The 18,098-nt window shown below is 58.2% G+C and carries 17 protein-coding genes and 1 pseudogene; 4 read left to right on the top strand and 14 right to left on the bottom strand.

Annotated features, from left to right (window positions below):
• Positions 1 to 11: 11 nt before the first annotated feature.
• From accD to N5J69_RS04555, 6 genes are all read right to left on the bottom strand, one after another.
• Positions 12 to 926 carry an acetyl-CoA carboxylase, carboxyltransferase subunit beta gene (gene accD, locus N5J69_RS04530; RefSeq protein WP_279768357.1) on the bottom strand — a complete coding sequence of 305 codons (915 nt, stop codon included), beginning with the start codon at positions 924 to 926 and terminating at the stop codon, positions 12 to 14.
• A 144-nt stretch (positions 927 to 1,070) separates the two neighbouring features.
• Positions 1,071 to 1,733, bottom strand: a complete 663-nt coding sequence (locus tag N5J69_RS04535) for a DedA family protein (RefSeq protein ID WP_279768358.1) — start codon at positions 1,731 to 1,733, stop codon at positions 1,071 to 1,073.
• Between the two features lie 29 nt (positions 1,734 to 1,762).
• Positions 1,763 to 2,566 (bottom strand): tRNA pseudouridine(38-40) synthase TruA, encoded by an 804-nt coding sequence (gene truA, locus N5J69_RS04540; RefSeq protein ID WP_279768360.1) that lies wholly within the window; start codon positions 2,564 to 2,566, stop codon positions 1,763 to 1,765.
• Between the two features lie 2 nt (positions 2,567 to 2,568).
• Positions 2,569 to 3,576: an aspartate-semialdehyde dehydrogenase gene (locus N5J69_RS04545; protein WP_279768361.1), complete on the bottom strand. Its 1,008-nt coding sequence runs from the start codon at positions 3,574 to 3,576 to the stop codon at positions 2,569 to 2,571.
• Between the two features lie 180 nt (positions 3,577 to 3,756).
• Positions 3,757 to 4,890 (bottom strand): 4-phosphoerythronate dehydrogenase PdxB, encoded by a 1,134-nt coding sequence (gene pdxB / locus N5J69_RS04550; RefSeq protein WP_279768364.1) that lies wholly within the window; start codon positions 4,888 to 4,890, stop codon positions 3,757 to 3,759.
• Between the two features lie 55 nt (positions 4,891 to 4,945).
• Positions 4,946 to 5,725: an AraC family transcriptional regulator gene (locus N5J69_RS04555; RefSeq protein ID WP_279768366.1), complete on the bottom strand. Its 780-nt coding sequence runs from the start codon at positions 5,723 to 5,725 to the stop codon at positions 4,946 to 4,948.
• Positions 5,726 to 5,833: 108 nt separating this feature from the next.
• Between N5J69_RS04555 and N5J69_RS04560 the strand changes: the two genes are divergently transcribed.
• Together N5J69_RS04560 and flk are read left to right on the top strand one after the other, a co-directional pair.
• Positions 5,834 to 6,733 (top strand): DMT family transporter, encoded by a 900-nt coding sequence (locus N5J69_RS04560; RefSeq protein ID WP_279768367.1) that lies wholly within the window; start codon positions 5,834 to 5,836, stop codon positions 6,731 to 6,733.
• 213 nt (positions 6,734 to 6,946) lie between these two features.
• On the top strand, positions 6,947 to 7,993 hold the full coding sequence (gene flk, locus N5J69_RS04565) for a flagella biosynthesis regulator Flk (RefSeq protein WP_279768368.1): 1,047 nt from the start codon (positions 6,947 to 6,949) through the stop codon (positions 7,991 to 7,993).
• A gap of 1 nt (position 7,994) precedes the next feature.
• On the opposite strand, the gene N5J69_RS04570 is transcribed toward flk, so the two are convergent.
• Positions 7,995 to 8,438 carry a rhodanese-like domain-containing protein gene (locus N5J69_RS04570; protein WP_279768369.1) on the bottom strand — a complete coding sequence of 148 codons (444 nt, stop codon included), beginning with the start codon at positions 8,436 to 8,438 and terminating at the stop codon, positions 7,995 to 7,997.
• Between the two features lie 87 nt (positions 8,439 to 8,525).
• Here N5J69_RS04570 and N5J69_RS04575 point away from each other — a divergent pair.
• A pseudogene (locus N5J69_RS04575) lies at positions 8,526 to 9,952 on the top strand (PLP-dependent aminotransferase family protein).
• 73 nt (positions 9,953 to 10,025) lie between these two features.
• On the opposite strand, the gene fabB reads toward N5J69_RS04575, so the two are convergent.
• Complete coding sequence (gene fabB, locus N5J69_RS04580; protein ID WP_279768370.1) at positions 10,026 to 11,246, bottom strand: beta-ketoacyl-ACP synthase I; 1,221 nt, start codon at positions 11,244 to 11,246, stop codon at positions 10,026 to 10,028.
• Between the two features lie 154 nt (positions 11,247 to 11,400).
• On the opposite strand from fabB, the gene mnmC reads away from it, so the two are divergent.
• The gene (gene mnmC, locus N5J69_RS04585; protein WP_279768371.1) at positions 11,401 to 13,407 is read left to right on the top strand and encodes a bifunctional tRNA (5-methylaminomethyl-2-thiouridine)(34)-methyltransferase MnmD/FAD-dependent 5-carboxymethylaminomethyl-2-thiouridine(34) oxidoreductase MnmC; all 2,007 of its coding nucleotides are present in this window, start codon (positions 11,401 to 11,403) and stop codon (positions 13,405 to 13,407) included.
• Positions 13,408 to 13,440: 33 nt separating this feature from the next.
• On the opposite strand, the gene N5J69_RS04590 is transcribed toward mnmC, so the two are convergent.
• The 6 genes from N5J69_RS04590 to prmB are packed head-to-tail and all read right to left on the bottom strand — an operon-like array spanning position 13,441 to position 18,027.
• On the bottom strand, positions 13,441 to 13,725 hold the full coding sequence (locus tag N5J69_RS04590) for a YfcL family protein (protein ID WP_003854283.1): 285 nt from the start codon (positions 13,723 to 13,725) through the stop codon (positions 13,441 to 13,443).
• 32 nt (positions 13,726 to 13,757) lie between these two features.
• Complete coding sequence (locus tag N5J69_RS04595) at positions 13,758 to 14,303, bottom strand: elongation factor P hydroxylase (protein ID WP_279768709.1); 546 nt, start codon at positions 14,301 to 14,303, stop codon at positions 13,758 to 13,760.
• Between the two features lie 19 nt (positions 14,304 to 14,322).
• Positions 14,323 to 15,126 (bottom strand): sulfite exporter TauE/SafE family protein, encoded by an 804-nt coding sequence (locus tag N5J69_RS04600; RefSeq protein ID WP_279768373.1) that lies wholly within the window; start codon positions 15,124 to 15,126, stop codon positions 14,323 to 14,325.
• A gap of 8 nt (positions 15,127 to 15,134) precedes the next feature.
• Positions 15,135 to 15,959 carry a penicillin-insensitive murein endopeptidase gene (mepA, locus tag N5J69_RS04605; protein WP_279768374.1) on the bottom strand — a complete coding sequence of 275 codons (825 nt, stop codon included), beginning with the start codon at positions 15,957 to 15,959 and terminating at the stop codon, positions 15,135 to 15,137.
• A gap of 4 nt (positions 15,960 to 15,963) precedes the next feature.
• Positions 15,964 to 17,049, bottom strand: a complete 1,086-nt coding sequence (gene aroC, locus N5J69_RS04610; RefSeq protein WP_279768376.1) for a chorismate synthase — start codon at positions 17,047 to 17,049, stop codon at positions 15,964 to 15,966.
• Between the two features lie 45 nt (positions 17,050 to 17,094).
• Positions 17,095 to 18,027, bottom strand: coding sequence for a 50S ribosomal protein L3 N(5)-glutamine methyltransferase (gene prmB / locus N5J69_RS04615; RefSeq protein WP_279768378.1), 933 nt, complete (start codon positions 18,025 to 18,027; stop codon positions 17,095 to 17,097).
• Between the last annotated feature and the right edge of the window lie 71 nt (positions 18,028 to 18,098).

The following is an 18,098-nucleotide window of genomic DNA, read 5'->3' on the forward strand; positions in this document are numbered from 1 at the left end:
TCTATCTCCTGTCAGGCCTCGTTGCTTTCCGATTCAGTCGTCGCAGGAGCGGACTGTTCACCGTCATGCAGCGGTGCCGGCAGGTTCATCATTTTGGCCAGCAGGCTTGCCAGTTTATAGCGCATTTCCGGGCGGCGGATAATCATATCAATCGCGCCCTTCTCAATCAGGAACTCACTGCGCTGGAAGCCCGGCGGCAGTTTTTCACGCACGGTCTGCTCGATCACGCGTGGACCCGCAAAGCCGATCAGCGCTTTAGGTTCCGCGATGTTGAGGTCACCCAGCATCGCGAAACTGGCAGAAACACCCCCCATTGTCGGGTCGGTCAGCACGGAAATGTAGGGCAGACCGCGCTCCTGCATTTTTGCCAGTGCCGCACTGGTTTTTGCCATCTGCATCAGTGACTGAAGCGCTTCCTGCATACGCGCACCCCCACTGGCAGAGAAGCAGATCAGCGGACAGTTGTCTTCCAGCGCCTGCTCAACGGCACGTACAAAACGCGCACCGACGACAGAGCCCATTGAACCGCCCATAAAGGCAAATTCAAAGGCCGCTGTGACAACCGGCATGCCATGCAACTGACCTTTCATCACGATCAGCGCATCTTTCTCGCCGGTGTCTTTCTGTGCTGCTACCAGACGATCTTTGTACTTCTTCGAATCGCGGAACTTCAGCAGATCTTTCGGTTCAAGTTCACTGCCAAGCTCAACTGTCGTGCCCTGATCGAGGAAACTGCCGAGACGCTCACGCGCGTGCATACGCATGTGGTGGTCACACTTCGGGCAAACCTCAAGATTACGCTCCAGCTCGGCGCGGTAGAGAACCTGGCCACAGCTGTCGCACTTGGTCCAGACCCCTTCCGGGATGCTGGCTTTGCGCGTTGGCGTTGTGGTGCTTTTATTAAGAATGCGTTCAATCCAGCTCATTGATGACCTTTCTGTTTAAAACTGACCTGGTCCAGTCGTCTTGATACTGCTGAAAACCGCTTCAGCAGACGGTAAATGTCGCTCATTAAACCACAACCTGTTCAGACTGTGGATAAAAATCTGGTCTTACCCCTGAGCGAAGCCTTACGGCAGCTTCTGCTGCTTCGCCTGACGGCGATGACGCCAGACTTCGATCACACCCGGCAGAATCGAGACCAGGATAATGCCAACGATCAGCAGCTTCAGGTTTTCCTGCACCACGGGCAGATCGCCAAACAGGTAACCGGCATAGGAGAACAGCAGCACCCACAACAGCGCACCTGTGACGTTGAACAGCGCGAAGTGGCGGTAGGACATGTGCCCCATACCGGCAACAAACGGCGCGAACGTGCGGACGATCGGCACAAAACGCGCCAGGATAATTGTTTTTCCACCGTGACGGGCATAAAACGCGTGGGTTTTATCCAGATGGCTGCGACGGAAAATTTTCGAGTTCGGGTTGCTGAATAACCGCTCGCCAAACAGGCGACCAATGGTGTAGTTCACCGCATCACCCAGCACTGCGGCAACCACTAACAACGCCACCATCACGTGTACATTAAGGTCATTACCCGGCAGCGCGGCCAGTGCGCCCGCCACAAACAGCAGTGAGTCACCTGGCAGGAAAGGCGTCACGACCAGTCCGGTTTCGCAGAACAGAATCAGGAACAAAATAGCGTAAATCCAGATGCCGTACTCTGCAACCAGCTCGGCGAGATGCACATCAATGTGCAGAATAAAATCGACCAGAAAATGGAGAAACTCCATAGCGCGCCCTTTTAAGTCCTGAAAGTGAGTTAATCCGCGAGAAACAATGGTCCCATCGACGGCTGTGGTAACGCAAAGTGGGATGGGTAATCCACCGCCACCAGATACAACCCTTCTGCCCGCGCTGTGGCTGCGGCTAATGTCCGATCTTTCGCGGCCAGCAGCGTTGCCATCCATGACTCAGGCTTGTTGCCGCAGCCTATCTCCATCAGGCTGCCTACGATATTGCGCACCATATGATGCACAAAGGCATTGGCTTTGATGTCCACAATCACGTAGGGGCCCTGACGCGTCACGTTAAGGTGAATCACGTTGCGCCACGGTGTACGCGACTGGCACTGCACGGCGCGGAACGAGGTGAAATCATTCTCGCCTAACAAACATTGCCCGGCGCGCTGCATCTTCTCAGCATCCAGAGGATGGTAGAAGTGCGTCACGCCCTGAGCCAGCACCGCCGGACGCAGACGCTGATTGTAAATCAGGTAGCGATAGCGTCGGGCCGTAGCACTGAAGCGGGCATGGAACGCATCCGGCACCGCTTTTACCCAGCGAACCGCAATATCCGGGGGCAGATTAGCATTCACGCCCAGCGTCCAGGCCCCATCGGGCCGCTGTGAGGTGGTCTCAAAATGGACTACCTGCCCCGTGCCGTGTACGCCCGCATCAGTGCGGCCAGCACAAAAAATGCTGACCGGATGATCGGCGACTTTCGACAGCGCGCGCTCTACCTTCTCCTGCACGCTGCGGACTTCATTCTGACGCTGCCAGCCGTAGTAGCGGCTGCCGTCATACTCGATGCCGAGCGCCAGTTTGTGTGTCTGACCATCGGACATGCTTACAGATACTCCTGAACCAGTTTCTCTGCGGTTTTCACCGCCATCAGCGCGCCGCCAAAACGAATGTTGTCCGCGACTGACCAGAACTGCAGCAGCTCCGGGATACCGTAGTCGTTGCGCACAGCACCGATGCTCAGATCACCATTGCCGGAGGCATCCGTCACCGGCGTTGGCACGTCATCCTCTTCGCTCAGACGAATATCTGACGCCAGCGCCAGTTCGGCACGGGCTTCCTCAGCGGAGAGCGGGCGCAGGTTCTCAATGTGAACAATCTGCGCGTTACCGTAGAACACCGGGGCCTGAACACTGCTGACCGCAATCGGTAAGCCTTCGTCCTGCAAGACTTTACGCACCTGATCAATCAGACGACGTTCACTCTCCACGCTGCCTTCTGCATCGGCCTGCTGCGGCATCAGGTTAAACGCCAGCTGACGGCCAAAGTGGTGCTCATCAGCCGGAATCCCATTCAGGAGGCGGGCACTCTCACCGGCCAGCGCATCCACAGCCACTTTGCCGTAGCTGGAGACCGAAATCAGGTTAGTAACCTGCAAACGGCTCAAGCCAGCCGCATCCACCAGCGGTTTAATTGCGGTCAGCAGCTGGCTGACCAGGTTGTCCGCCACGCTGATGATGTTGCGATTACGATAATCTGCCAGCACATGCGGATTCACATCCGGCACCACCAGCGGCACATCGGGCTCCAGCGCAAACAGCTCACTGCTGTCGATCACCAGACAACCGGCATTCGCCGCTTCATCGGCGAAGCGTGCCGAGGCGTCACGTCCTGCCACGAAAAAGGCCAGCTGCGCCTGTGACCAGTCGAACGTCTCTGCATTGTCGACCCGCACCGAGCGGCCGTCGAAACGTTTAACCTCGCCCGCACTGTTTTCGCTGGCCAGCAAATATAATTCACCAACCGGGAACTGGCGTTCCGCCAGCAGTTCCAGTACAGCGTTCCCTACTGCGCCTGTCGCGCCAAGTAGCGCAATATTCCAGCCGTCAGACATGTTGGTTTACTCCAGACAATGACATAAAAACAGAAGGCGGTGATATTCACCGCCCGGGGATTCAGATTTATCCCCCCTGAACCAGCCGCCATGCAGATACGCCAGCGTTATGCGCATTTTCGGTTCACTGAGCAATTCAGTGAGGAAAGCTGCGCCAAATCGCCAGGCCTGCCACGGCCGTTATTTCGGGGAATAGTTTGCGTTAAAGCCCAGCTGGTTCAGCATCTCAGCCGTTGTAGCGTCATCACAATTCACCTGCAGCGATGACCACTCGCGGCGCTCCTGATACTGCTTACGCAGGCGATCAAACTCGCCGGGTTTCGCCGCCACTTTACGCAGAGGGGCATCATAGCGACGCACATCATACACCAGATGCGCCAGGCGTTTCAGCGTTGGCTGATCCAGCGGGCCATTCAGGGTGATTTCACTGAATTCCGGCACCGGCAGTAAGGTGCTGAGCGGCACCTGCTGCGGCTGACCAATAAAGTCACACCAGGCTTCGAATACCTGGGTGGTGCCGCGTGCTTTGCCTTCCAGCGTATAGCCCGCGATGTGTGGCGTGGCGATGTCGACCTTATCCAGCAGCGCCAGCGAAAGATCCGGCTCCGGCTCCCAGACATCCAGCACCACACTGAGATCGTGGCGCATTTTCAGCACCTCCAGCAGCGCGCTGTTGTCCACTACCGGGCCACGACAGGCGTTGATGAGAATGGTGTTGGGCTTCAGCGCCATCAGCAGCGCCGCGTCCGCCAGATGCCAGCTCTTATAGGGTCCGTCTTTAAACAGCGGCGTGTGGAATGTCAGAATATCTGCCTGCGCAACCAGCGCTTCCAGCGACAGGAAATCTTCCGCATCACCGCGATCGGCACGCGGCGGATCGCACAGCAGAGTTTTAATGCCCCAGGCCTCCAGGCGCTTCTGCAGCCGCCCGCCGACGTTACCAACGCCAACAATGCCGATCGTGCGGTCGCGCAGCGCAAAACCGTCGCGTTCTGCCAGCAGCAACAGTGCAGAGAAAACATATTCCACCACCGCAATGGCGTTACAGCCCGGCGCGGCAGAGAACGCAATGCCCGCCTGCTGCAGCCAGTTCTCGTCGATATGATCGGTCCCCGCCGTGGCGGTGCCGACAAACTTCACCGGCTTTCCAGCCAGCAGTGATTCATTTACCTGGGTGACTGAGCGCACCATCAGGCCATCGGCATCGGCCAGTTCCGCCACCGGCAGCGGACGACCAGGCACTGCGACCACATCGCCGGTGCGGCTGAATAACTCACGGGCATAGGGCATATTTTCATCGACCAGAATTTTCACCACGGCTTTCCTGTCTGTTGCGTAAGAGGCAATTATTCTGGCACAAAGCGCCGCGTTAGCCTAACCGTGCGCGGTAGCGATCGGGCGTGGTTCCCGCCTGTTGCTGGAACATCACAGTCAGCGCCGAAGCGGAACTGTATCCCAGCTCATGGGCAATGCTCTGCACGCTTTCCCCCTGCTCCAGCAGCACAATGGCGCGCAGGAACCGCAGCCGCTGCCGCCATTCGCCAAAGGTCATATGCAACTGCTGCTGGCAGCGCCGTGCCAGCGTGCGTTCGGTAGTAAAGACCCGTGCCGCCCAGCCTGCCAGCGTGGTGTTATCACCCGGATGCGCTTCCAGCGCATGCAGGACCGGAGCCAGAAACTTGTCGTCCGACGTGGGAAGATAGCTCTCCTGCACCTGCGCCAGCCGCAGACGATCGCGCAGCACCTCGCACAGCCGCCACTGAGCATCCGTTTCGGGTTGCTCCATTTGCTGTACAGCAAATTCATCCATGATAGCGTGAGCAATGGAATCGACCAGCATCAGGCAGGCCCGCAGCGGAAAGTCAGCGCATAGCGGACCTGCAATATTAAACGTCCGGAACTGCGCCTGGCGATGGTTATAGCTGCTGTGAAGCTGACCGGGCGGGATCCACACCGGAATATCGGCCGGGGTCAGTAACCGCTCACCTTCAACCTGCATCTCAAGCACGTGGCTTTTCACCATAATCAGCTGGCCCCAGTCATGAGCATGGGGCAGATATTCAGTGCGGGCATTGGCCTGTTCGTAACGCATGAAGTAGCGTAACTGCGGCGCATCCACCGGCGGCTGGTAGGTCACTTTCAGGGTCATTCTGTCCGCTTCATCGCTAATTTTGTCTGATATTAACTATCTGTATAAATCCGGACAAGCGTACACTGCGCCTCATTATGGGTGTGTGATGTCACAGGAAGAGTCAGCATGTTTTTTCTCTATCCGCTTTTGGCGGTGATGATCTGGTCGATCAATTCCATTGTCAGCAAACTGTCGGCCAGTGCGATCGATCCGGCGGCGATCTCATTCTATCGCTGGCTGCTGGCGCTGCTGGTGCTGACGCCCTTTGTGCTGCCCGGCGCGTGGCGGGCGCGCAGGATCATCAAACCGCATCTCTGGCGGCTGGCGATCCTCGGGCTGCTCGGCATGGTGCTCTATCAGAGCCTCGCCTATTACGCGGCGCACAGCGTCAGCGCCCTGTTTATGGGTATTATTGGCGCGCTGATTCCACTGCTCACCGTGCTGCTGAGCGTGGTGATCCTGCGGATTGCGCCAACGCTCGGTATCCTGCTCGGCAGTATCATCTCATTTTGCGGGCTGGTGTGGCTGGTCAGTGAGGGCAACGTGATGCAGCTGCTGAATCAGGGCATGGGTAAAGGTGAGCTGATGATGCTGGCCGCCTCTGCCTCTTATGCGCTGTATGGCGTCCTGACGAAACGCTGGGCGCTGCCACTGCCGATCTGGCAAAGCCTTTATGTGCAGATTTTGTTCGGCGTACTGCTGTTACTGCCCGGTTTTTTACTGGCACCCGAGGTGTCGCTTAACCGGCACAATCTGCCACTGGTGGCGTTTGCCGGCCTGTTCGCCTCCCTCATCGCCCCCTTTTTGTGGATCCACGGTGTGCAGCGCCTCGGGGCCAGCACGACCAGCATCTTTATGAATCTGACGCCGCTGTTTACAGCGTTAATCGCCGTGCTGTTTCTGCATGAGCAGCTGCACAGTTACCACTGGATTGGCGGTGGCCTGACGCTGTTCGGTGTCATACTGGCGCAGCGGCTGCGTACGCCTTTAACCCGGCATAAAACGGTGACTCAGCCACCGTCCTGAATCGTTCCCTTCGCCGATTGCCGGGTATCGCGGCGGTGAAGGAGAATGCCGCTGAAGGTGGTGATAAAGTCAGGTCGCCAGGGTTCACAACTGAAGCATAAATCTCGCGCTGAAACACGCGTCCCCCGTGGGATTTCCCGGGGGCTTTTGCTATCATGGCCTATTCATTTTCCGGCGCACCCCACGCTGTTCTGTTTTCCCAAGGAATCCGCCATGCAACCTCTCAGCGGCCCCGGTGCGCCGGTCGATCGTTCATCTGTTAATCCGCAAACCGGTGTGACGCGTCACGGTTCTGTGGCGGGTGAACAACCGCTCTCTCCTGCCCAGCGCACGACGTTAGAGCGCCTGATCGTGCGTATCTTATCGCTCAGCAATCTTAAAACGCCTGAACTCTGGGCGGGCGTCCGCCATGAAGTAGGCGTTAAGAGTGAAGCGGAGTTGCAGTCGCGTCACTTCCCGGCAGCGGAACAGTATCTTAATAACCGCCTCACGCAGGCACAGAATGGGCATGCCACCCGCCAGCTGATGACCCAACTCACCGATCTGCTGCCGAAAGGCAATAACCGTCAGGCCGTCAGCGATTTTATCCGTCAGCAATTTGGTCAGACTGTCCTGAGCGCACTGAGCCAGGATCAGCTGCGCCAGGTGCTGACGATGTTGCAGAGCGGGCAGATGACGATTCCTCAGCCACAGCAGACCCGCGTCAGCGATCGCACCCTGTTACCGGCAGAGCATCAGACGCTGAATCAGCAGGTGGTACGCCTTGCCGCTGCTACGGGTGAATCCACCGGTAAACTGTGGATGGCGGCGCTGAAGCTGGTGAATCTGACCAGCGGCGATCCAATCCCCTCACGCCACTTCCCGCTGCTGACGCAGTATCTGCAGGTGCGTCAGACGCTGAGTCAGCACAGCGCACCGACGCTGCAACTGCTGGAAGCCTCGCTGAAGCAGCCGCTCGATCAGCATGAGCGGCAGCAGCTGGAGGATTACAGCCAGCAGCGTTTTCAGGCTACACCGCAGATGGTGCTCACCGCGACGCAGACGCAGGACCTTCTGAACTTCCTGTTCAGCCGTCGCGCCGACCGGGCGGAAAAAATTCACGAACAGCCGCTGGCGGCCAGTGAGATCAAACCTCAGCCTATCTGGTCACCGTTTGTCGCGTCGCTGCCGCCCGCGATGCAGCCCCTGGCTCAGCGTCCCCTGCTGGGTTTCATTGTCGCACTGGTGGTCATCACGCTTTTACTCTGGCTGGTTCTTTAATTTAGCAGCCGCAGGATGCCACAGCGGCGGCGACGGGCCATTCGCCCGCGGCATCACCCCAGGTCAGCGGATGACCGTCACGTTTCCAGAAATCCAGCCCGCCAATTAATTCCTTCACCTGAAATCCCAGCGACGCCAGCTTCCAGGCTGCTTTCGTCGATCCGTTACAGCCAATCCCGTCACAATACGTGACATAAACATTGCTGCGATCGAGCCAGGCCGTTGTGGTGGCATCCATCCCGCGATGCGGAAAATTTATTGCGCCGCAGATATGCCCGGCGCGATAAGCCTCCGGCGACCGGGCATCGATCACCACAATTTCTGATGCCTGACGGGCCAGGTCGTCCGCCAGATCCCAGGCGTCGGTGTAGTAAGCGAGTTTTGCCTGCAGGTAGTCGAGGCTTTGTTGCGGCGAGGCGGCCGGAATTTGTAAAACCGATGACATAGCGATTCTCCTGTTGTGGTGAAGTCGCAGTTTACGGCAAAGTGGACTGCTTACTGATACCCATTATCCATCAGGTATAAGACCCATATGCCTTCACCGCTGTTACAACTTTTCCGGCATCAGGCCAGCGGCGGCGTGCGTGAGCGGCTGTGCGCGACGCTGCGACAGGCGATCAACCGGCACCATCTGCACGCCGGTCAGCAGTTACCGTCCAGCCGACAGCTGGCGCTGGATCTGCGTCTGTCACGTGTGACGGTGGAAGCAGCCTACGGACAGCTTGAAAGTGAAGGCTATCTGCGACGCGAAACCGGTCGCGGCACCTTTGTCGCCATCACTATCCCCGCCAGCTCATCATCCTCACCGGCCCGGATTCAGCCCGCCCGGTTCTCTGCGCGGGGTCAGCAGGTGCTGGCCACCGGTGGTTGTCAGGATCCCCCTTTTCCGCACGCCTTCGCCGCCGGTTCGCCGGAGTTGCGCGCTTTTCCCCACCACACCTGGCGACGCCTGAGCAGCAGCGTGCAGCGTTCACTGGGCAGCGCGGCAATGGGATATGGCGACCCCTGCGGCTACCTGCCATTACGCAGCGCACTTGCTGATTATCTGGCGCTCTCACGGGGCGTAGCGTGCCAGCCGGAGCAGGTTATCATTCTGACCAGTTCACAGCAGGCGCTGCAGTTACTGGCGATGATGTTCGTCGATCCCGGTGATGAGGTGTGGATGGAGGAGCCAGGCTACGCCGGTGCGCGTAATGCCTTTCTGGCCGCAGGCGCACAAATTCGCGGAATTGAGGTAGATGCGGAAGGTGCTATGCCCGCTAATGGCAGTGCGACGCTGATGTATCTGACGCCCTCGCATCACTACCCCACCGGGGTCACGCTCAGCCTGCCGCGACGCCTGGCGTGGCTCGACTGGGCGCAGCGCAACCAGTGCTGGTTAATTGAAGATGACTACGATAGTGAGTTTCATTATGACGAACGTCCGATTCCCGCGCTGCAGGGTCTGGACCGTCATCAGCGGGTCATTACACTTGGCACCTTCTCGAAGTCGCTTTTTCCCTCGCTGCGACTGGCGTGGATGGTTGTCCCCCCTGCACTGATTTCGCCCCTGCGCCAGGCGCGCAGCGTGCTGGATGGGCACAGTGCCCTGCTGCCGCAGGCTGTCACTGCGCCTTTCTGCAACAGGGACATTTCGCCAGCCATCTGCGCCTGATGCGCCAGCTTTATCACAGCCGCCGTGATCGGTTACTGGAGCAGATTGAGCAGCGGCTGTCGCCGTGGATCACGCCAATAGCCAGCGGCGGCGGGCTGCAGATTACAGTAAAACTGAAGGGACAACAGAATGAAGCGCGACTCACCGCGATGGCGGCACACCGGGGTTTGCTGCTGCCGCGTCTGAGTCCGCTCTATGCCGGACCGGCCTCTCAGCAGGGCTGGATGCTGGGCTTTGCTGCACTGACGCCAGACGAGATTGTGGCAGGATGCGACAGATTACTGGAGGTGCTGAAGGAGGGCTGAAACAGATAACCCGGACAGGCTGTAAAAACAAAAAGGGCCGGCAAGCCGGCCCTTCTGCGTGCTGACGTAACAATTACGCCTGATATTTACGCATGGTCAGTGTGGCGTTGGTGCCGCCGAAACCAAAGCTGTTAGACATCACGGTGGTCAGCTCTTTTTCCATCGGTTCAGTGACGATGTTCATGCCGGTTGCTGCCGCATCCAGCGAGGTGATGTTGATGCTTGGCGCAATAAAGCCATGCTCCAGCATCAGCAGCGAGTAGATTGCTTCCTGCACGCCCGCCGCACCCAGTGAGTGACCGGTCATGGCTTTGGTTGCTGAAATGTATGGCGTGTTTTCGCCAAACACTTCACGAATCGCACCCAGCTCTTTCACATCGCCTACCGGAGTTGAGGTTCCGTGGCTGTTCAGATAGTCGATAGGTGTATCAACACCGTTCATCGCCATCTTCATGCAGCGCACTGCACCTTCTCCTGATGGAGCAACCATGTCTGCACCGTCTGAGGTGGCACCATAACCGACGATTTCGGCATAGATGTGCGCACCACGCGCCAGCGCATGCTCCAGCTCTTCAACCACCACCATGCCACCGCCACCGGCGATAACAAAACCGTCGCGCTCATTGTCATAAGTCCGTGACGCTTTTTCCGGGGTATCATTGTAACGGGTAGAGAGCGCACCCATGGCGTCGAACTCACAGGCCATTTCCCAGCACAGCTCTTCGCCGCCACCGGCAAAAACGATATCCTGTTTGCCGAGCTGGATCTGCTCAACGGCGTTACCGATACAGTGTGCAGAGGTAGCACAGGCGGAGCTAATCGAGTAGTTTACGCCATGAATCTTGAATGGCGTGGCGAGGCAGGCAGACACGCCAGAAGCCATCGCTTTGGTGACCACATAAGGGCCAACAGCTTTCAGGCCGCGTGGGCTGCGCATGGCATCAGCACCAAACACCTGAAAACGCGGAGAACCGCCGCCTGAGCCTGCAATCAGACCCACACGCGGGTTGCTCTGATACATTTCAGTGCTGAGGCCGGAATCTTTAATCGCTTCTTCCATGGAAAGATAAGCATAGATGGACGCATCACTCATAAAACGCACAACTTTGCGATCGATGAGGCCGGTGGTATCTAATTTAACGTTACCCCAGACGTGACTACGCATGCCGGAATCTTTCATCTCTTCAGAAAAGGTGATGCCAGAGCGTCCTTCACGCAGAGATGACAGCACCTCTTGCTGGTTATTACCAATACTGGAAACGATCCCTAAGCCAGTAATCACAGCACGTTTCATTCAATCTTCCTCATCCACTTCTTCTTAATTGGCATGCACTCTAGCGTACACTTGTACGCCGAACAAGTCCGATCAGCTATTTCCTTTTGTAAATTTGCGTCATGTCACGCGGGTCGTTAAAATCGCGCCACTGCCTGAAAAATGAGCCTTTACCGTGAAATTAACCCCGGTTGAACATGCACAGCTAAACTGGAATGAACAGGGTACACCTGTTTCCCGAGCGTTTGGTGACGTCTATTTCTCGAATGACAACGGTCTGGAAGAGACACGCTATGTCTTCCTTGGCGGCAATGGTTTCCCGCAACGTTTTGCTGAGCATCCGCGCGATCTGCTCATCGTGGCGGAAAGCGGTTTTGGCACTGGCCTTAATTTTCTGACGCTGTGGCAGGCGTTTGATGCGTTTCAGCGCGAACAGCCCGATGCGCCATTAAAACGTCTGCATTTCATCAGCTTCGAAAAATTTCCGTTAACCCGTGAAGACCTGGCTGCCGCGCAGCAGCACTGGCCTGAACTGGCTCCCTGGGCCGGGGCGCTGCAGGCGCAGTGGCCTGCTGCCCTGCCAAGCTGTCAGCGCCTGCTGTTTGACGGCGGACGGGTCACGCTCGACCTGTGGCTGGGCGATATTAACCAACTGATGGGACAGCTGGATGAAAGCCTGCATCGTCAGGTGGATGCCTGGTTCCTGGATGGTTTCGCGCCATCAAAAAACCCTGACATGTGGACGCCGGAGCTGTTCGCCATGATGGCCAGACTGGCGCGCCCGCAGGGAACGTTCGCGACCTTCACCGCTGCCGGTTTTGTGCGTCGCGGCCTGCAGCAGGCGGGCTTTACCGTCATCCGTCGCAAAGGCTTCGGGCCAAAGCGTGAAATGCTGTGCGGCAATCTGCATGATGCACCTCCGTTACCCACCGGACAGCCCTGGTATCATCGCCGGCCGGCGGAGCAGCGTGATGTGGCCATCGTTGGCGGCGGTGTCGCCAGTGCCACGCTGGCGCTGGCGCTGCTGCGTCGCGGCTGGCGGGTAACGCTTTACTGTGCCGATGACGCGCCTGCGCTGGGTGCGTCCGGCAATCGTCAGGGCGCACTCTATCCGCTGCTCAACCAGCATGATCCGGCGCTTGCCACTTTTTTCCCGGCGGCCTTCAGCTTTGCCCGGCGGCTCTACGATCACATAACCGTCACCTATGAACACAGCTGGAGTGGTGTGCTGCAACTGGGCTGGGATGAGAAAAGCCGTAAGAAGATTGATCAGATGCTGGCGATGGGCCTGCCTGAATCCATCGCCTGTGGCGTGGAGGTGGCAGAGGCAGAGAAACTGGCGAATGTTGACCATGGCTGTGGCGGCATTTTCTACCCGCAGGGTGGCTGGCTTTCACCGGCCGGGCTGACCAGCGCGATGCTGGCCTGGGGCGAAACCCAGGGATTACGCATTCACTGGCTGCATCGGGTAACCCGCCTTTCTCGGGAGGATAATCACTGGACACTGACGTTCAGCGATCGCCCGGCAGTCCGTCATCCAGCAGTGGTGCTGGCAAACGGTCATGCCATTGCCGACTTTACGCAGAGCGCCCCGTTACCCGCTTATCCGGTGGCCGGTCAGGTAAGCCATGTTCCCTCGACGCCGGGCCTTAACGCGCTGCAAACCGTACTCTGTTACGACGGCTATCTGACGCCTGTCAGCCCCCAGTTTGGTACGCACTGCATCGGTGCCAGCTATCACCGTGGCGAAACCGCAACGGCTTACCGGGAAGAGGACCAGCAGGAGAACCGCAGCCGCCTGCTGAATTGCCTGCCTGATCGACGCTGGGCAGAGGCGGTGGATGTCAGTGACGGAGAGGCAAGAATGGGTGTGCGTTGCGCCACGCGGGATCACCTGCCGATGGTGGGCGGCGTGCCGGATTATGATGCCACGCTGGCGCAGTACGCTGATTTACCGGCTCAGCTCGCGGCAAGTCACGATATCGCTGATGCTCCCGATCGGGCGGGCCTCTATCTGTTTGGCGCGCTGGGATCGCGCGGCCTGTGCAGCGCGCCACTGGCGGCCGAGGTGCTGGCAGCCCAGCTGGCGGGCGAGCCGCAGCCGCTGGACGCGACGACGCTGGCAGCACTTAATCCGAATCGTTACTGGGTGAGAAAATTACTGAAGGGAAAAGCAGTTTAGCGGATGCTGAGGGCGGCACGCCGCCCTGCAACGTTATGCGGAAAGCTGACGTGCCTGCACAAACAGGTTGTCCCACATGCCCACCACCAATGCCTGGTCACGCGGCGAAAGTTCACCGGCAGCGATAGCATTTTGCAGGCTGCGTGAGACCTGGATCTGCAGCGCTTCTGGCGTATGTTCACCCAGTTGTTCCACTTCGGCGACGGCCAGTGTCAGATGCCCGCGCAGATAACCGCTGGCGAACAGCTCATCGTCACTGGCATGCTCGACCATGTCGTCAATCAGGGCCAGAATACGCGCTTCAAATTCTGCGATCATCTCAATTCCTCTATTAATAATGCCTTCGTGCATCACAGATCGTCCGGCCAGGGAAACTGCGATGCGGTTAATGAAGGCCTGCCATAAAATTCCGCAAGAGCGGCAATAAAACGCGCGGGACGGTCGGGAATGCCCGACGTCAGATAGTTCATGACCTGAGCATGTACTTTACGCTGAAACGCAATGCGATCCGGCTCACAATCTCCATCGAGATTGTCACAACTCACGTTGAAGGGAAAGCCTGCCGCCATACAAAACATCCACTCCAGCGCCTGCGGCTTCACTTCCACCGCTTCAAACTGACTCTGGGTCAGTGCATCGCGGCCATCCGGGCAGTACCAGTAGCCGAAATCGACCATTTTACGGCGCGCCTCACCGGCAATGCACCAGTGTGAGATCTCATGCAGAGCGCTGGCGTAAAAGCCGTGGGCAAACACCACGCGGTTCCACGGTGACTCTGCATCAGCAGGAAGATAGATCGGTTCATCATCGCCTTTAATTAGACGGGTCTGAAATTCATCGCTGAAGCAGCGATCAAACAGCGTGATCAGCTGTTCATAATGATGGGTCGGGTTCATGACAGTATCGCGTTTCAGGTTACGAATGCAGCGTGGCCAGCCAGGCCAGAACGGCGCTGCCATGGCTGTCCCACAGTAATTTAATGCTCATGACGGCAGAGACAATGACCACCATCGGGCGAATCAGTTTCTGTCCGCGGCTCAGTACCAGCCGTGCGCCCAGGCGCGCGCCGCAGAACGCACCCAGCATCATGATCAGGCCGGTTCCCCACACCACTTTGCCGCCAAACATAAAGAACAGCAGGCTGCCCACGTTTGAGGTGAAGTTGAGAACCTTGGCATGAGCGGTTGCTTTTGCGAGGTTGTAGCCGCAGAGGGTGACGAAAGCCAGCGCATAGAACGATCCTGCGCCCGGTCCGAAAAATCCGTCATAGAATCCCACCGCCCCGCCGCCCACCAGCGCATAGGCCAGGCCGTGCAGGCGACGCGCCTGATCGACTTCACCCAGGCGCGGCATCAGCAGGAACCACAAGCCAATCGCGATCAAAAACAGCGGCAGCATCTGGCGCAGGAAATCCGCCTGCAGGCGCTGAATCAGTATCGCGCCCAGAATGGACCCCATCAGCGTCATGGCGATGTTCAGCCACTGTTCATTAAGCCTGACCGCACCACGCCGGACAAAATAGAGACTGGCGGAAAACGATCCGCCGACCGATTGCAGTTTATTGGTCGCCAGCGCCTGCGCCGGTGACAGACCGGCAGCCAGCAACGAAGGTACCGTAAGTAATCCTCCGCCACCCGCGATTGAATCAATAAAACCGGCGAGCATGGCGATTAAAAACAGCAACCCGACCAGCAGCGGGCTGACCACGAACCAATCCATGGAATCCCTTACAGTAAATGTTTATCCAGCAAAGCCTGACAGGCAGGCGGTAACGGCGGCGGCTCACGTTTCACTGGCGCGCCTGAACCAGGCTGTTTCGGCAGGAACCAGCTCTGAAGCTCGGCACCACAACCATCGCCAGCAGGCGGTGCGGGCTGATCTTCACAACCGATACTGCCCGCCGGACAGCGCAGTCGCACATGCATGTGAGCGCGATGGGCAAACCACGGGCGCACTTTCCGCAGCCAGTCGCGATCGTTACCCGCATCAGCACAAAGCTGCTTTTTAATCGCCGGATTGACGAAGATACGCATTACATCGTCATCTTTTGCAGCCAGTTTAATCAGGCTGTCGATCTCCGGCTGCCAGTGACGGGCAATAACGTTTTTATCGCCCGGCCCGACCAGATCCAGCGGCTGCGGTTTCAGCAGCTGCTGCGCACTCCAGCGGGTTTTGGGCAGCTGCAACCAGATATCCACATCCAGCCCGGTCTGGTGACTGGCGTGCCCGCTGCTGAAACGCCCGCCTGCCGCCATGCCCATATCGCCAATCAGCACGTTGCCCAGTTGCAGGTTATGTACCCGGGTGCTGAGCCGCTGAATAAACTGAATCAGATCGGGATGGCCAAAGTAGCGCCGCTGATCCTGACGCATCACCTGATAGTGCAGTGAGTTCAGCGGCAGTGCCTGCGCGCCGACGATACAACCGTTGGCAAAGCCACCAATAGACTGCGGGGCGCCGCTAATCGGTTGCTGGATACGTTGCCACGGCGTCGCCGCCAGGCTGGAGGCGCTGATCAGCAGCGCACTCAGGGTAAGCAGAAGCGCTTTCATGCCATCACCAGCGTGGTACAGTGCTGCTGACGTCACCGTTCTGCGCCCGCTGACGCAGCAGATGATCCATCAGGACGATCGCCATCATCGCCTCGGCGATCGGCACGGCGCGGATCCCGACGCAGGGATCGTGACGGCCTTTGGTGATCATTTCGACTTCTTCGCCGTCGCGGGTAATGGTTTTACCCGGCACGGTAATACTGGAGGTCGGTTTCATTGCCAGATTGGCGCTGATGGTCTGGCCGCTGCTGATGCCGCCCAGAATGCCGCCAGCGTGATTGCTCTGGAAGCCGTCGTGGCGGATTTCGTCACGGTGCTGACTGCCGCGCTGGTTAACCACCGCAAAGCCATCGCCAATTTCAACCCCTTTCACCGCGTTGATGCTCATCAGCGCGTGTGCCAGGTCGGCATCCAGTCGGTCAAAGACCGGCTCGCCCAGGCCTGGCGGTACGTTATCTGCCATAACGGTGACTTTGGCACCGATGGAGTCGCCCTCTTTTTTCAGGCCGCGCATCAGTTCATCCAGCGCCTCCAGCTTGTCCGCATCCGGGCAGAAGAACGGGTTCTGTTCCACAATGCTCCAGTCTTTCAGCTCACAGCTGACGTCACCAATCTGTGCCAGATAGCCACGCACCACTACGCCGTGTTTCATCTGCAGGTATTTCTTGGCAATTGCACCCGCCGCCACGCGCATTGCGGTTTCACGCGCCGATGAGCGGCCGCCGCCACGATAGTCGCGCTGACCATATTTTTGCTCGTAAGTGTAATCAGCATGGCCCGGACGGAAGAGATCTTTGATGGCACCGTAATCCTGCGACCGCTGATCGGTGTTCTCAATCAGCAGGCCAATCGAGGTGCCGGTGGTCACACCCTCAAAGACACCGGACAAAATTTTCACCTGGTCCGGCTCGCGGCGCTGCGTGGTATAGCGCGAAGTGCCTGGGCGACGGCGATCGAGGTCATGCTGAATATCCGCTTCCGTCAGCGGGATACCCGGGGGCACACCGTCAACGATACAGCCCAGCGCAAGACCGTGGGACTCGCCAAAGGTAGTTACTCGAAAAAATTGCCCGATGCTGTTTCCGGCCATGCTATTTCCTTGTCAGAGTTCGGCGGGCGAGACTTCGCCCCACTTTTAATCTTTGTAAAAAGAGAAATGGTGCTGTGCGTCGACAATCTGCTGGCGCGTCAGCGTGAAGACGCCGTCGCCGCCGTTGTCGAATTCCAGCCAGGTAAAGGGCACATCGGGATACTGCTCAATCATGTGCACCATGCTGTTGCCCACTTCGCAGACCAGTACGCCCTGCTCGCTGAGATAGTCGGGCGCACAGGCCAGAATGCGGCGTACCAGCTTCAGGCCGTCGCTGCCTGCCGCCAGGCCAAGCTCCGGTTCGTGGCGATACTCATTCGGCAGATCGTCCATATCTTCCGCATCAACATACGGCGGATTGGTGACGATCAGATCATATTTCAGCGGGGGCAGTTCGCGGAACAGATCAGCACGGATTGGCGTAACCTGGTGGATCAGGCCATGTTCTTCAATGTTCTGCTCGGCCACCGCCAGCGCGCCGGTGGAAATATCCACAGCGTCCACTTCCGCTTCCGGGAAAGCATAGGCGCAGGCTATCGCAATGCAGCCGCTGCCAGTGCACATATCCAGAATATGCTGCGGCGGGGTACTGACCAGACCGGCAAAGCGGTTCTCAATCAGTTCGCCAATCGGTGAACGCGGCACCAGCACGCGCTCATCGACAAAGAATTCGTGGCCGCAGAACCAGGCTTTATTGGTCAGGTAAGCGACCGGAATACGCTCGTTTACGCGACGGATGACGCGCTCGACAATCAGAAGACGTTCGCTGGTGGTGAGACGCGCACTGCGCATATCTTCAGGAATATCCAGCGGCAGCCAGAGTGACGGCAGGACCAGTTGAACGGCTTCGTCCCAGGGATTGTCTGTGCCATGTCCGTACCAGATTCCGGCAGCGGAAAAGCGGCTTACCGCCCAGCGCAGCATGTCCTGAATGGTGTGCAGTTCGTTCACTGCCTCATCGACGAAAATTTTGTCCACGTAGCCCTCCGCAGGCCTTTTGCTAAATCGGCCAGTAGTGTGCCATGAAGCCGGGGAGAATTCAGCGCAGC

Source organism: Pantoea sp. GD03673, assembly GCF_029844725.1.
In the GTDB taxonomy this organism is placed as follows: Bacteria; Pseudomonadota; Gammaproteobacteria; order Enterobacterales; family Enterobacteriaceae; genus Pantoea.